Below are 14,037 nucleotides of genomic sequence, written 5' to 3'. Positions count from 1 at the left end.
TCGGGTGAACGCGATGGATTTTCAAATTATTTATCGGGTGTTTTCGCTGTTTTTTACCGCAAGTTCGCGGTATTTTCGGGAGTGGCAAAGAGCCCTGCGCTACAGGCGACAGGAAACGGGAAGCCACTTTGCGGATATGACAGAACAGGGAACCCGAGTTCTATCGTAGTTGCACCTGCCAGGGTGCAGGAAATCCAAAAACTTTCAGGCCCTCATTCATGCCTCATCTTGCGCGAACCCATCCACGCCTGACCATCGCCACCCTCCTCGGCCTGACCGCCGGGGTACTGGTGCCGATCAGCCCATTACTGACCAAAGTGCTCATCGGCTGGAACACCGCCGTTTGGGCCTACCTGGCCATGATGCTCTGGCTGACCGTGCGCTCCAGACCCGAAGACGTGCAGCGGTTCGTCGAACGCGAGGACGAGAATGCCGGAACAGTGCTGCTGATCGTATCGATCGCGGCCATTGCCAGCCTGGCGGCGATCACGGTCGAGCTGGCGGGCGGCAAGGCACTGGAGCCGCAGGCCAGGGCCTGGCACTACGCCTTTACCGGTTTGACGGTGCTCGGCTCATGGTTGCTGATCGGAGTGATTTTCAGCGTGCACTATGCGCGGCAGTTCTATCTGGCAGACGCAGACGAGCCGCCGTTGCGTTTTGCCGATGGAGAGAAACATCCGGACTACTGGGACTTCCTGTACTTCTCTTTCACCATTGGCGTGGCGGTGCAGACGTCGGATGTCGGGGTAGCGACCCGGTCGATGCGCAAGGTGGTGCTGGCGCAGTCGCTGATCGGGTTTGTGTTCAATACGGCGATATTGGGGTTTTCGATCAATATTGCGGCGGGGTTGTTTGGCTGAGTGGCTGGCCAGCACTGCAGGAGGCCGGCTTGCCAGCGAAGGCGGCCTCAAGGGCGCTAAAAGCTTCGCGGGCAAGTCGGATCGCCGCACCACCTGCTCCTGCAGGATCAGGGGTGTGCAAGACACCTGTTTTCGGCGCGGTCCCTGTGGGAACCCGGGATTATTCGGTGGTCAGCACACCACGACGAATCTGGTCACGTTCGATGGACTCGAACAGCGCCTTGAAGTTGCCCTCACCGAAACCATCGTCACCCTTGCGCTGGATGAACTCGAAGAACACCGGCCCCATGAGCGTTTCCGAGAAGATCTGCAGCAGCAGGCGCTTGTCGCCCTCTTGCGAAGCACCGTCAAGCAGGATGCCGCGCGATTGCAGTTCCTCGACCGGTTCGCCATGGTTCGGCAAACGGCCTTCGAGCATCTCGTAGTAGGTGTCCGGCGGCGCGGTCATGAAGCGCATGCCGATCTTCTTCAGATGGTCCCAGGTCTTGACCAGGTCGTCGGTAAGGAAGGCCACGTGCTGAATGCCTTCGCCATTGAACTGCATCAGAAACTCTTCGATCTGCCCGGCGCCCTTGGAGGACTCTTCGTTGAGCGGGATGCGGATCATGCCATCCGGTGCGGTCATCGCCTTGGACGTCAGGCCGGTGTACTCGCCCTTGATGTCGAAGTAGCGGATCTCGCGGAAGTTGAACAGCTTCTCGTAGAAGTTCGCCCAGTAGGCCATGCGCCCGCGATAGACGTTGTGGGTCAGGTGGTCGATGATCTTCAGGCCCGCGCCTGGCGGATTACGGTCGACACCTTCGAGGTAGACGAAGTCGATGTCATAGATCGAGCTGCCCTCGCCGAAACGGTCGATCAGGTACAGCGGCGCACCACCGATGCCCTTGATCGCCGGCAGGTTCAACTCCATCGGACCGGTAGCGATATGGATCGGCTGGGCACCCAGTTCCAGAGCACGTGTATAGGCTTTCTGGGCGTTTTTCACGCGAAAGGCCATGCCGCAGACGGACGGACCATGTTCGGCGGCGAAGTACGAAGCGACGCTGTGGGGCTCGTTGTTGAGGATCAGATTGATCGCGCCCTGGCGATACAGGTGCACGTTCTTGGAACGGTGGGTCGCGACCTTGGTGAAGCCCATGATCTCGAAGATCGGCTCCAGGGTGTTCGGGGTCGGGGATGCAAATTCGATGAACTCAAAGCCCATCAGGCCCATCGGGTTTTCAAAGATATCTGTCATGGTGGCGCCTCATCCTATCAATCAGTAACGGTCGGTTGATTGCTGTCGATACGGACGCTGGAAGGTGGCGCACAGGAAACCCCTCGCACGCTGCGGGCAAGGAAATCACCATAGATCAGTTTGAACCCGAGTCTTTTCATTGAACCCAGTCTCTCAGGGCGAAGCTTCTGTCGCCAGAAGACATTATTCTTATATGCGTAAGCAGATTCTACATGGCGTAACCCGTTTTGTCCGTATCACTTTTCACATCCAGCCGGCAAAGGCGCTACCGGCCGGTTGCACAGGCAAATACCCGCCAGATTGGCCTCGCCGTACTTGATCGTCGCTCGGTTTCCCCCGCGACCCGAGCGTTCATCGACCTGGCAACCTGCGGCAATGACCGCTGAGTGTGCGAATGCCTCAGCCCTGACTATCCTGCCTGGATTTGCCGAGGGCGAGTTGATCGGCCCAGCGACATGCCCCAGCGACTGTTCGAACAATTGCACGATCTGGGCGTGATGATCGCCATCGACGATTTCGGCACCGGCCACTCCAGTCTCAGTTACTTGCGCAAGTTCAACCTCGACTACCTGAAGATCGACCAGAGTTTCGTCGCCATGATCGGTGCCGATGTCCTCTCGCGACCTATCCTCGACAGCATTATCGAACTGAGCGTCAAGCTGGAACTGGCCATCGTCGCCGAAGGTGTGAAAACAACCGAGCAACGCGATTACCTGGCTGCACGCGGCGTAGGTTTCCTGCAAGGTTATCTGTTTGACAAGCCCTTGTCGGCAGTAGATTTCCTCAATAGCCAGAGACGGCAGACCGGCGATTAACACCTGCCGCGAAGATAACTGTTCAATTCGGGCGACAGCTGTCGACTTATTTCCATGATTTACTCTTTGGCAAATAACTACTACACTTTTCCTGCCTGCAGTACATCGACGGGAAAGCTTCTGGCTTATCAATAATGATCCCCAGCATTCCAGGCGTTCCCGACAACGTCTGATCGGATCGGCTGCAAGCGCCGGCTTGTCTCTTTGTTACAGGTTGCCCACAACCAAATAGACTATTGGAGTAAGAATCTTGTCCAAACTCGCTGAGTTCCGTGCTGCAGAAAAAGCCCTTCAAGAACAACTCGCCCAGCTGGAAGCATTGAAGAACGATGCCGGGCTCAAGAAGGAAATCGAGTTCGAGAAGAAGCTTCATGACCTGATGGCGCACTACGGCAAAAGCCTGCGGGACATCATCGCCATCCTCGATCCGCATGCGGGCACCGGCCGCTCTGCCCAGGCACCCAAACAGCGCCGTGCCCGCGTGGTCAAGGTCTACCAGAACCCGCACACTGGCGAACTGATCGAAACCAAAGGCGGTAATCACCGTGGCCTCAAGGCCTGGAAAGAACAATACGGTGCCGCCACTGTCGAGTCCTGGGTACGCGGTTAACTTCCCAACCGATGAAATAAAACCCTGCTTATGCAGGGTTTTTTCATGGATATAACAGCGCCCCATAAACGGCTCACCCCCTACGACAGCACAACTCTTGCCCAACAGTGCCTGCCGGAGCGAAAAGGCTCACCGTGACAGATAACGTTCAAAACAGTTCAACCCCTGCGAAAGTTTCATCTTTCAACCAACTAATGACAGTTCGCCAGTAAGTAAAAACAAGCAGATGGACATATCGAACAGCGCCCTCGGCGCAACCTGCTTGTAAAAAATTCCCTACACACCTAAACGAACAGCCTCACCTCTATTACGTCGGTCGGACAAAAAACAGCGCTTCACATTTTTTTCACATCGATTCTTACAGGATGAAGGCTGCTAAAGGATTAGCGCCCCAATGCCCGCTTCGGCGGGCTTCTTTATGCCTGCGATATTTATCCGGCCCTTCATATAGCCCTCCCCCCGCACCTGAAGTAGCCCGCTATTACCTTTGGTTTTCAGCCGCCCCGTAAAATCCGAACCGTACGGATTTGGAGCTTGAGTCCGGTTTCCGTATCATCCCTTTCACAGGTCCGACGCCGACCAGCCCAGGCTGGTACCTTGGAGAGCGACCACCATTCCATCACCTTCGCGGAGGGCTTATGAGCCTGCACGACCTGAACACCTTCCCTGGCGTTACCGCCCAACCCGATGCCGCCACCCAGGGTTTCGTGTTCAACCACACCATGCTGCGTGTCAAGGATGCGACCAAGTCCCTGGATTTCTACACTCGAGTGCTGGGTTTCTCCCTGGTAGAGAAGCGCGACTTCCCCGAAGCCGAATTCAGCCTGTACTTCCTGGCACTGGTCGACAAGGCACAGATCCCTGCCGACGCAGCCGAACGCACGCAATGGATGAAGTCGATTCCCGGCATCCTGGAACTGACCCACAACCACGGCACCGAAAACGATCCGGACTTTGCCTACCACAACGGTAATACCGACCCGCGTGGCTTCGGCCACATCTGCATCTCGGTACCGGACATCCGCGCCGCCTGCGAGCGCTTCGAGAGCCTGGGCGTCGAATTCCAGAAACGCCTGAGCGACGGCCGCATGAAGCACCTGGCGTTCGTGAAGGACCCGGATGCCTACTGGGTTGAAATCATCCAGCCGACGCCGCTGACAGACGCCGAATAAGGCGCTGTAACGCAAAAGCCCCATGGACCAGTGATCCATGGGGCTTTTTTACACCGCCGCCCTGTAGGAGCTGGCGGTGCGAGCATTTACCCTCAGGCCGGCGCCGAGGTGCGGATCAGGTGATCAAAGGCACTCAGCGAAGCCTTGGCCCCCTCACCCACCGCGATGATGATCTGCTTGTACGGGACGGTGGTCACGTCACCGGCTGCGAAGATCCCCGGTAGCGAAGTCTCACCCCGCGCATCGACAATGATCTCACCCCGTGGCGACAGCTCGACGCTACCCTTGAGCCAGTCGGTGTTGGGCAACAGACCGATCTGCACGAAGATCCCTTCCAGGTCGACCGTGTGGAACTCACCCGAATCGCGATCCTTGTAGACCAGACCGGTGACCTTCTGGCCATCACCCTTGACTTCACTGGTCAGTGCACTGGTGATGACATTGACGTTCGGCAGGCTGTACAGCTTGCGTTGCAGCACGGCATCGGCGCGCAGCTTGCTGTCGAATTCCAGCAGGGTCACGTGGCTGACGATACCGGCCAGGTCGATAGCCGCCTCGACACCGGAGTTGCCACCGCCGATCACCGCGACACGCTTGCCCTTGAACAGCGGACCGTCGCAATGCGGGCAGAAGCACACACCCTTGGCCTTGTATTCCTGCTCTCCCGGCACCCCCATTTCGCGCCAGCGGGCACCCGTGGCGAGGATCACGGTCTTGGCCTTGAGGCTCGCACCGCTTTCGAAGCGCACTTCGTGCAGGCCACCGGCGGTCTTGGCCGGCACCAGCGCACTGGCGCGCTGCAGGTTCATAATGTCGACCTCGTATTGGCGAACGTGCTCCTCCAGGGCGCGGGCGAGTTTCGGCCCTTCGGTTTCCTGGACCGAGATAAAGTTCTCGATCGCCATGGTATCCAGCACCTGGCCACCAAAACGCTCGGCCGCGACACCGGTACGGATACCCTTACGGGCTGCGTAGATCGCCGCCGAAGCACCGGCAGGGCCACCACCGACCACCAGAACGTCAAAAGCGTCCTTGGCGTTGAGTTTTTCCGCCTGCTTTTCGCTAGCCCCGGTATCGAGCTTGGCGAGAATCTCTTCCAGCCCCATGCGCCCCTGGCCGAAGTTTTCGCCGTTGAGGTAGAGGCTCGGCACGGCCATGATCTTGCGCTCGGTGACTTCATCCTGGAACAGCGCACCGTCAATGGCGACGTGGCGGATATTCGGGTTCAACACGGCCATCAGGTTCAGCGCCTGGACCACGTCCGGGCAGTTCTGACAGGACAGCGAGAAGTAAGTCTCGAAGTTGAACTCACCCTTGAGCGAGCGGATCTGTTCGATCACTTCGACACTGGCCTTCGATGGGTGGCCGCCAACCTGCAGCAGGGCCAGCACCAGCGAAGTGAATTCGTGGCCCATGGGGATACCGGCGAAACGCAAGCTGATATCGGCTCCCGGGCGATTCAACGAGAACGATGGCTTGCGCACATCGGTACCGTCGTCCTGCAAGGTAATGTGACTGGAAAGGCTGGCGACTTCCTGGAGCAGCTCGAGCATTTCCCGAGATTTCGCGCCGTCATCGAGGGAGGCGACGATCTCGATCGGTTGCGTAACCCGTTCCAGGTACGACTTCAACTGGGCTTTAAGATTGGCGTCCAACATGCGGGCGATTTCCCTTTTTCAATACGCTAGAAATAACAACGCCCAGGTGGATACCACCCGGGCGTTATTGGGCGGTGCGGCTGACTTATGAAGCGCGGACGACCGCCCTTGACTGACTCATGGTCTTGAGTTCCTTGCGAGCACTTGCCGAGCGGCGATCAGGTCAGGCAAAACAGGCGGGGAATCGGAATGCAGGAGCCTGCATGAGCATTCCGAAACCTGTTTTCAACGCAGCCTGATTGTCGCGCAGGTCGTTCTCGTAAAAACCTAGATCTTGCCGACCAGGTCCAGGGACGGAGCCAGAGTGGCCTCGCCTTCTTTCCACTTGGCTGGGCAGACTTCCCCTGGGTGAGCGGCAACGTACTGAGCAGCCTTGATCTTGCGCAGCAGCTCGGAAGCGTCACGACCTACGCCGCCATCGTTGAGTTCAACGATTTTGATCTGGCCTTCAGGGTTGATCACGAAAGTACCGCGGTCGGCCAGGCCAGCTTCTTCGATCAGCACGTCGAAGTTACGCGAGATGGTCAGGGTCGGGTCGCCGATCATGGTGTACTTGATCTTGCCGATGGCTGGCGAAGTGTTGTGCCAGGCAGCGTGGGCGAAGTGGGTGTCGGTCGACACGCTGTAGATTTCGACGCCCAGTTTCTGGAACTCGGCGTAGTTGTCAGCCAGGTCTTCCAGTTCGGTCGGGCAGACGAAGGTGAAGTCGGCTGGGTAGAAGAACACGACAGACCACTTGCCTTTCAGGTCAGCGTCCGAAACCTGGACGAAATCGCCATTCTTGTAAGCGGTGGCTTTGAACGGTTTAACTTGGCTGTTGATGATAGGCATCGTTGACTCTCCGTCAGGGGTTGAGAAGTTGATGGGAGAATCCTAGCCATTCTTTTGCGATCTGGCTCATTGGCAAAGCTGATGTACACGATTGGTTTTCGCTATAAGCCCACGATATTAATAGAAGAAATCTCATGACTCCTGCGCAACCGGCTTCTCGACGGCCAGGCTCATGCCCTCGAATGGGCTGGCTTCGACATAGCGCATGGCGGATTTCAGGTCCTTCCAGCCGACATAGCTCATCAGCGACTTCAGATCCCAACCACTGCGATGGGCCCAGGTGGCAAAACCCCGGCGCAGCGAGTGGCTGGTGTAGTGCTCGGCGGCAATACTGGCGCGCCCCAGGGCCTGGCGCAACAGTGGAATGATGCTGTTGGCGTGCAGCCCCTCCTCTCCCAGGTTGCCCCAGCGGTCGATGCCACGAAACACCGGCCCATGCACCAGCGCCGCGCAGTTGATCCACTCTATATAGGCCTGGACCGGGCAAAGCCGTTGCAGCGCCGGCGTCTGATAGCGGCGCCCGAGGTTGTCACGGTCGCTTTTGCTGCGCGGCAGATAAAGAGTGATGCCGGCTCCCGCCTGGGCCATCACGTTGCCCACCTCCAGCCGGCACAACTCGTCGCTGCGAAAACCGCGCCAGAAGCCCAACAGGATCAATGCCGTATCGCGTCGCGCACGCAGCAGTCGCGGCCGATCCTGCAGCGCCAGCGCCGCCTGCACCTCGCCGTCCAATGAGGCGATCACCTGCTCCAGATGCTGCAACTGCAGCGGCTGGGCCTGCTTCTCCTGCACCGGATGCAGCGCGCGAATGCCCTTGAACACCTGGCGCACCACCGGCGACTTGGTCGGGTCGGCAAAACCCTGACTGTTGTGCCACTGAGCCAGGGCCGACAGGCGCAGCTTGAGGGTGTTGATCGACAGCACGCCGGCATGGGCCGCCAGATAACGCGCCACGCTGTCGCTGGTGGCCGGCAGAAAGCCTCCCCAACCGACTTCGAAATGCTCGATGGCAGCCTGATAGCTGCGACGGGTGTTGTCCCGCGTCGCGGCGTGCAGATAACGATCCAGCTCGCTCATGGACAAACATCCCGGCAGGTGTACGGAAGAAACCGTGAAAAAAGCGAAAAGCCTCTCTCACACGGGGTAATACCACTATATCCCATGTGAAAAAATCAGAAAATTGCTTTGTATTTTTTATATTTATGCTATGTAATTACATGATACGTAACACAGTACGAAATCGTAGGAGAGAAGATGGCTCGCGGCGGCGTGAACAAGGCGGTGGTGCAAACGGCACGGTTGGCGATCCTCGCCCGCGGTGAATACCCCAGCATCGATGCGGTACGCATCGAAATGGGCAATACCGGCTCGAAAACCACCATCCATCGTTATCTGAAGGAACTGGACGAAAGCGACCAGCGCCAGGCGGCGGCCGGGGAAAACCTGGATGACGAACTGACCGACCTGATCACCCGCCTCGCCCGCCGCCTGCAGGAGCAGGCCCGCGAGCCGTTGGAACTGGAACAGGCACGGCATCGCCAGCAGGAAAGCGAGTGGAAGGAACAGTTGGGCACCCTCTCCCGCCAGTTGCAGAAACTGCAGCACGACTTCGAGGTGCAGGGCACGGCCCTGGCCCAGGAAACCGAACAGTTGCACACCACCCGCTCGATGCTGCAGACCGAGCAGACCCGCAACGCCGGCCTGACCCAGGCCTGCAGCGACCACGAGGTGCGCCTGGCGGACAAAGAGGCGCAAGTACGCTCCCTGGAAGACAAGCACCAGCACGCCCGCGACGCCCTGGAGCACTTCCGCAACGCCGCCCGCGAACAACGCGAGCAGGAGCAACGGCGTCACGAAGGGCAATTGCAGCAGGTACAGATGGAGTTGCGTCAGGCCCAGCAGAGCGCGCTGGTACGCCAGGATGAAATCACCCAGTTGCATCGGGATAACGAACGCCTGCTGGCGGAAAGCCGGGGCCTGGCCAAAGAAGCCAGGCAGCTTGAGGAGCAACTGCACAAGAGCAGCAAGCGCGAGGAGCAGTTGCAAGACCGCGCCTCGGCCCAGGAAAGCGAACGCACCCTCCTCCAGGAACGCCTGCGAGTGGCACTGCAGGAAAATCAAGAGCTCAGCCAGAGCGCAGAGCAGCAACAGGCCGCGAACAAGACGCTGGAACTCAAGGTGCTGGAGATCGAAGCCATGTTGGTCAAGGCTGCTGAAAAACAGGCCGAAACACCTGCTGCCCAGTCAGCGGATAAAGCCTGATTAAGGGCTGTTCCTATGGAGGGACCGGATACGCCCTACAAGCTGCTGATTTCTGACGCCGGCACGAGCCCATCGCATCAGGATAAGTCGCCTTTTCCCATGCAAGGCCTGGCAATCGCCGACTAGCCTGGCTAGCCGCGCCAGATCAATCATCTGCTCTGGTTCGCTGTCGTCGACAGCACCTGCCCACGTGGTCGCGATCTTTGAGGCCACGGTGTGCGCATGCACATTGATCGCCTGAAGTTCGCTCAGTATTCGGAAGCGCGAACAGTCGACGATGCCCTCGCCGACCGAATACACCACGCCCCCATGACGGAGACTCAGCCGTCAGGTGGTGTCTCCGTCGTTCTCGAATGAAAAAGGAGGCACCATGGATGTAACAGCATCGCTGCATGAATTACTGGCGGCGTTCACATCGGACCTGAAAGGCACTGAAAAACACCTGAAGCAGTCGATTGCGGATGTAGGGAGCGAGTTTCGTGGCTCCCATCAACGCCTGCGGGCTGCACTCGATGAAAAGAACAACGGCTTGCATACCCTGCTTGAACGACAAGGCAAACAGATCGAGATCTTGAGCCTCTCCATCAACGAGCTGCTCAACGAACGTCAGTTGCCGAAGGAGCAAACGCTCGAGACGGCTTGCGCTGCTGTCGAAAGCAACCCCCTTGACACTCCCGAGGTTGAGCCAATCGATCAACCAGAAGACGTCATCGACGCAAGAGGTGCTCACCTGGAGGCCGCCATCAAGGGCCTCAACTCGAAAAACCGACTCATCCAATGGTACTTGGGGATGATTACCGTCAGCGTTGCCTTTCCGTACTTTCGGGGCACTATCGAGCAGATCATTGCTCTGTGCCAGTTCTAAACCACCACCATGCCTTGGCTTGATCGAGGCTGCCTGAACCTTTGCTCGCCCCCTGCGGGTGAGCAAAGGTTTCTCCCTGAACGCAAGTTATGCCGTTATGCCCGAGTGGCGGCCAGCTTGTCTTCGGTGCGAGTGGCGAAGTCCGAAGCGTCATGCCGTTCACGCAACTGGCTGGAAAGCTCGCCGGACACGCGATTGACCATACGCCCCCGCTGCACCGCCGGACGCGCGTCGATGGCATCGGCCCAACGCTGGACGTTCGGATAATCCTGTACCGATAGAAACTCTGCCGCATCGTAGAGCCGGCCCTTCACCAGGCCGCCGTACCAGGGCCAGATGGCCATGTCGGCGATGGTGTACTCGTTGCCTGCGATGTATTCGGTCACGGCCAGCTGCCGCTCCAGCACATCGAGCTGACGCTTGGTTTCCATGGCGAAACGGTTGATCGCGTACTCGATCTTCGTGGGAGCATAGGCATAGAAATGCCCGAAACCGCCACCCAGATACGGCGCACTGCCCATCTGCCAGAACAGCCAGGACAGGCACTCGGCACGGGCCGCCGGCTCGGTGGGCAGGAAGGCAGCGAACTTCTCCGCCAGGTACTGCAGAATCGCCCCCGACTCGAACACCCGGATTGGCTTGGAGCCGCTGCGGTCGAGCAGTGCCGGAATCTTCGAGTTCGGGTTGACCCCGACGAAACCGCTACCGAACTGCTCACCTTCGCCGATGCGGATCAGCCAGGCATCGTACTCGGCCCCCTGGTGTCCGAGCGCCAGCAGCTCTTCCAGAAGGATGGTGACCTTCTGCCCGTTGGGCGTCGCCAGGGAGTACAACTGCAGCGGATGTTGGCCGACCGGCAGTTCCTTGTCATGGGTCGCCCCGGCGATCGGCCGGTTGATGTTGGCGAACTTGCCACCATTCTCGGTATCCCAGGTCCAGACCTTGGGTGGCTGGTAATCCGATGAGTTACTCATGCTCGGTACTCCTTGGTTTCAATGAATAAAGCGATGGGTGCCAGGGCATGGAGCCCTAACGCGCCGATGAGTTGTCATTGCTGCGCGAGTATCGGCAGTCCTGCGCCAGGGTCGCCCGCATCAGCGTGGCTTCCTGCTCCAGCCGCTCGCACATGAAGTCGACGAATACGCGGATCTTGCGCGACAGTTGCCGACTCGACGGCCAGACGATGTTCAATGTGTCCGGCGCAATCAAGTAGCTATGCAGCAGGCAATACAGCGAGCCGTTGGCCAGGGCCTCACGGGCCAGGAAGTCGGGAATGGTACCCAGGCCAAAGCCCTTGATCAGCGCTGCCCGCACCATCTCCATATTGTTGCTGACCATCACCGTGCGGGTCCGCGGCTCCCGCGCGCCCTCCTCGCGCAGCAACGGGAAGTCGAGCAATTTGCCGTTCTTGAAGTAGCGAAACCGCACCACCAGATGATCGTCCAGCTCGGCCGGAGTCATCGGCACGCCATGGCGCTCCAGATAGGATGGTGCTGCGCACAACACCGGCTGCACGCCAGGCAGCGGTCGGTGCATCAACCGCGAATCCGGCAATTCGCCCGTGCGAATCACCACATCCACACCTTCCTCGATCACGTCCACCAGCTTGTCACTGAAGTCCAGATCCAACTCGATATCGGGATACGCCTCCATGAATGCGATCAGCACCGACTGGAACAGGTGGTAACTGGCCGCCGGCATGCTCACGCGCAAGCGCCCACGCGGGATTTCGGTGGACTGCGACAGCGTCGACTGGGCGTCGTCCAGATCGTCAAGGATGCGCCGGCAGCGCTCCTGGAACACCCGTCCTTCGTCAGTCAGGCTGAGACTGCGGGTCGAGCGTTGAAACAGCCGGACACCCAGCCTCTGCTCGAGTCGGGTCACACCCTTGCCCACAGCGGACGCCGACAACCCCAACGCCCGACCCGCAGCCACGAAACTGCCCAACTCCGCCGTGCGGATGAAGGACATCAAGCCACTGAGTCGGTCCACCTGCGCCTCCTATTCGATCGTTTTATTCCGTTATTGGCGGAATTCTTACCGTTTTTAACTCGATTACCTGCTCCTTATCATCCTTGCACGTTCTGTCGGCCTCGGTAAACCACCGAAGAGTCGACGCAGTTACCTTTAACTCCGGGCGCCTTACCGGGCCCGACACAAGGACTCCAGTTCATGTCCACCTTACTGCTACGGCAACGCCTGATCCTGCTGGCGGTATGTATCACCGCCATCACCATGCCCTTCAACTTCACGGCTCCGGCCGTGGCCTTGCCCGCCATCGGCCAATCCTTCGGCGGCTCGCCCATGGAACTGAGCTGGGTCACCAATGCCTTCATGCTGACTTTCGGCAGTTTCCTGATGCTGGCTGGTACATTGGCTGACAGCTACGGCCGCAAGAAGATCTTTATCGGTGGCGTCAGTGCTTTCGCCATCCTCGCCGCGATCCTGCCCTTCGCCCCCAACCTGATGCTGTTCGACGTACTGCGTGGCGCCCAGGGCGTGGCGGCTGCACTGGCCTTTTCCGGCGGCATGTCGGCCCTTGCCCAAGTGTTCGACGGCGCAGGCCGCATCCGCGCCTTCAGCTTCGTCGGTACCAGCTTCGGCATCGGTCTGGCCATCGGCCCCGTGGTAGCCGGTGCCATCATCGAAACGTTCAACTGGCAACTGATGTTCCTGCTGATCACCGTACTGGCCGTGATTTCCCTGGCACTGGCCGGCCGCTACATGCCGGAATCACGCAACCCCGAGGCCGCCGGTATCGACTGGCCCGGCGCACTCACCTTCACCTGGGCACTGGGGATCTTCACCTTCGCCATCCTCGAGGTGCCGGAGAGCAGTTGGACCCATCCGCTGGTGCTCGGGCTGTTCGGCGTGGCGCTGCTGTCCTTCGTCGCCTTCGTGGTGATCGAAAAACGCGTTGCACAACCCATGCTCGACCTGAGTCTGTTCCGCTTTCCACGGTTTGTCGGCGTGCAATTGCTGGCGGCTGCACCGGCCTATTCCTTCGTGGTGCTGCTGATCCTGCTACCGATCCGTTTCGTCGGCATCGAAGGCATGAGCGCCATATCCGCTGGCTGGCTGCTGATCGCCCTGTCAGCCCCACTGCTGGTATTGCCGATCGTCGCCGGTTACCTGACCCGCTGGCTGTCACCTTCCACCTTGTCCGGCAGCGGCCTGCTGGTGTGTGCGGCAGGGCTGTACTGGCTCAGTCTTGTGCCGGTGGGCAGCAGTGCCGCCGAGCTGGCCTGGCCCATGCTGGTGATCGGTGCAGGCATCAGCCTGCCCTGGGGGCTGATGGATGGCATGGCGGTGAGTGTGGTACCCAAGGAGCGCGCCGGCATGGCCACTGGCATATTCAGTACCACCCGAGTGGCCGGCGAAGGCGTGGCGATTGCCGTGGTCACCGCATTGCTGTCGGCGTATACCGCCACCAATCTGGCTGCACTGGCAGATGGCAACCTGACCCAGGTGGTCGGTGCCGCCCAACACCTGTCCACCGGCAACCTGATGGGTGCCGAGCAACTGCTGCCGGCTGTCGGGCGTGCGACATTGGCCGAGGGCTACAGCGCGGCGTTCAGTCGCCTGTTGTGGGTGCTGACCGTGATCACGGTACTGACGGCCGCAGTGGTGTTCCTGTTCCTCGACCGTGGCCCGATCGAAGCCGACAACACCCGCGAAACAGCTCCGGACCCGGCGGCCTGAGCGAGCAGGCTCACGGGGCTGAGCA

The 14,037-nt window shown here is 59.4% G+C and carries 12 protein-coding genes and 2 pseudogenes; 8 read left to right on the top strand and 6 right to left on the bottom strand.

Annotated elements, in window-relative coordinates:
- The first annotated feature begins 218 nt into the window (after nt 1-218).
- Nucleotides 219-860: a DUF1345 domain-containing protein gene (locus BLU37_RS20155; RefSeq protein ID WP_090208079.1), complete on the top strand. Its 642-nt coding sequence runs from the start codon at nt 219-221 to the stop codon at nt 858-860.
- A 160-nt stretch (nt 861-1,020) separates the two neighbouring features.
- Here the strand turns inward: BLU37_RS20155 and hppD are convergent, their stop codons facing one another.
- Nucleotides 1,021-2,097, bottom strand: a complete 1,077-nt coding sequence (hppD, locus tag BLU37_RS20150; RefSeq protein WP_090208076.1) for a 4-hydroxyphenylpyruvate dioxygenase — start codon at nt 2,095-2,097, stop codon at nt 1,021-1,023.
- 284 nt (nt 2,098-2,381) lie between these two features.
- Between hppD and BLU37_RS29975 the strand changes: the two are divergent.
- The 4 genes and pseudogenes from BLU37_RS29975 to gloA form a co-directional block, all read left to right on the top strand.
- Nucleotides 2,382-2,483 (top strand): annotated as a pseudogene (locus BLU37_RS29975) (LysR family transcriptional regulator); the annotation flags it as partial.
- A gap of 63 nt (nt 2,484-2,546) precedes the next feature.
- A pseudogene (locus BLU37_RS20145) lies at nt 2,547-2,912 on the top strand (EAL domain-containing protein); the annotation flags it as partial.
- 250 nt (nt 2,913-3,162) lie between these two features.
- Complete coding sequence (locus tag BLU37_RS20140; protein ID WP_090208068.1) at nt 3,163-3,522, top strand: histone-like nucleoid-structuring protein, MvaT/MvaU family; 360 nt, start codon at nt 3,163-3,165, stop codon at nt 3,520-3,522.
- A gap of 638 nt (nt 3,523-4,160) precedes the next feature.
- A complete protein-coding gene (gloA, locus tag BLU37_RS20135) occupies nt 4,161-4,694 on the top strand; it encodes a lactoylglutathione lyase (RefSeq protein WP_090208065.1) in 534 nt (177 codons plus the stop codon).
- 92 nt (nt 4,695-4,786) lie between these two features.
- On the opposite strand, the gene ahpF is transcribed toward gloA, so the two are convergent.
- From ahpF to BLU37_RS20120, 3 genes are all read right to left on the bottom strand, one after another.
- Entirely contained in the window at nt 4,787-6,352 is a 1,566-nt protein-coding gene (gene ahpF / locus BLU37_RS20130; RefSeq protein ID WP_090208061.1) for an alkyl hydroperoxide reductase subunit F, read from the bottom strand.
- A gap of 267 nt (nt 6,353-6,619) precedes the next feature.
- Nucleotides 6,620-7,183 (bottom strand): alkyl hydroperoxide reductase subunit C, encoded by a 564-nt coding sequence (ahpC, locus tag BLU37_RS20125; RefSeq protein ID WP_029533995.1) that lies wholly within the window; start codon nt 7,181-7,183, stop codon nt 6,620-6,622.
- 132 nt (nt 7,184-7,315) lie between these two features.
- Nucleotides 7,316-8,260 carry a site-specific integrase gene (locus tag BLU37_RS20120; protein ID WP_090208056.1) on the bottom strand — a complete coding sequence of 315 codons (945 nt, stop codon included), beginning with the start codon at nt 8,258-8,260 and terminating at the stop codon, nt 7,316-7,318.
- A 177-nt stretch (nt 8,261-8,437) separates the two neighbouring features.
- Between BLU37_RS20120 and BLU37_RS20115 the strand changes: the two genes are divergently transcribed.
- Both BLU37_RS20115 and BLU37_RS20105 read left to right on the top strand, forming a co-directional pair.
- Nucleotides 8,438-9,445 carry a DNA-binding protein gene (locus BLU37_RS20115; protein ID WP_090208053.1) on the top strand — a complete coding sequence of 336 codons (1,008 nt, stop codon included), beginning with the start codon at nt 8,438-8,440 and terminating at the stop codon, nt 9,443-9,445.
- Nucleotides 9,446-9,815: 370 nt separating this feature from the next.
- Nucleotides 9,816-10,310, top strand: coding sequence for a hypothetical protein (locus BLU37_RS20105; protein ID WP_090208048.1), 495 nt, complete (start codon nt 9,816-9,818; stop codon nt 10,308-10,310).
- Nucleotides 10,311-10,405: 95 nt separating this feature from the next.
- On the opposite strand, the gene yghU is transcribed toward BLU37_RS20105, so the two are convergent.
- Nucleotides 10,406-11,284, bottom strand: a complete 879-nt coding sequence (gene yghU / locus BLU37_RS20100) for a glutathione-dependent disulfide-bond oxidoreductase (protein WP_029530059.1) — start codon at nt 11,282-11,284, stop codon at nt 10,406-10,408.
- 55 nt (nt 11,285-11,339) lie between these two features.
- Nucleotides 11,340-12,302, bottom strand: coding sequence for a LysR family transcriptional regulator (locus tag BLU37_RS20095; protein WP_090208045.1), 963 nt, complete (start codon nt 12,300-12,302; stop codon nt 11,340-11,342).
- 180 nt (nt 12,303-12,482) lie between these two features.
- Here BLU37_RS20095 and BLU37_RS20090 point away from each other — a divergent pair, with 180 nt between their 5' ends.
- On the top strand, nt 12,483-14,012 hold the full coding sequence (locus BLU37_RS20090; RefSeq protein ID WP_090208042.1) for an MFS transporter: 1,530 nt from the start codon (nt 12,483-12,485) through the stop codon (nt 14,010-14,012).
- Nucleotides 14,013-14,037: the final 25 nt, after the last annotated feature.

Source organism: Pseudomonas asplenii (assembly GCF_900105475.1).
Taxonomy (GTDB): domain Bacteria; phylum Pseudomonadota; class Gammaproteobacteria; order Pseudomonadales; family Pseudomonadaceae; genus Aquipseudomonas; species Aquipseudomonas asplenii.
This window is presented reverse-complemented; position numbering and strand designations above follow the sequence as displayed.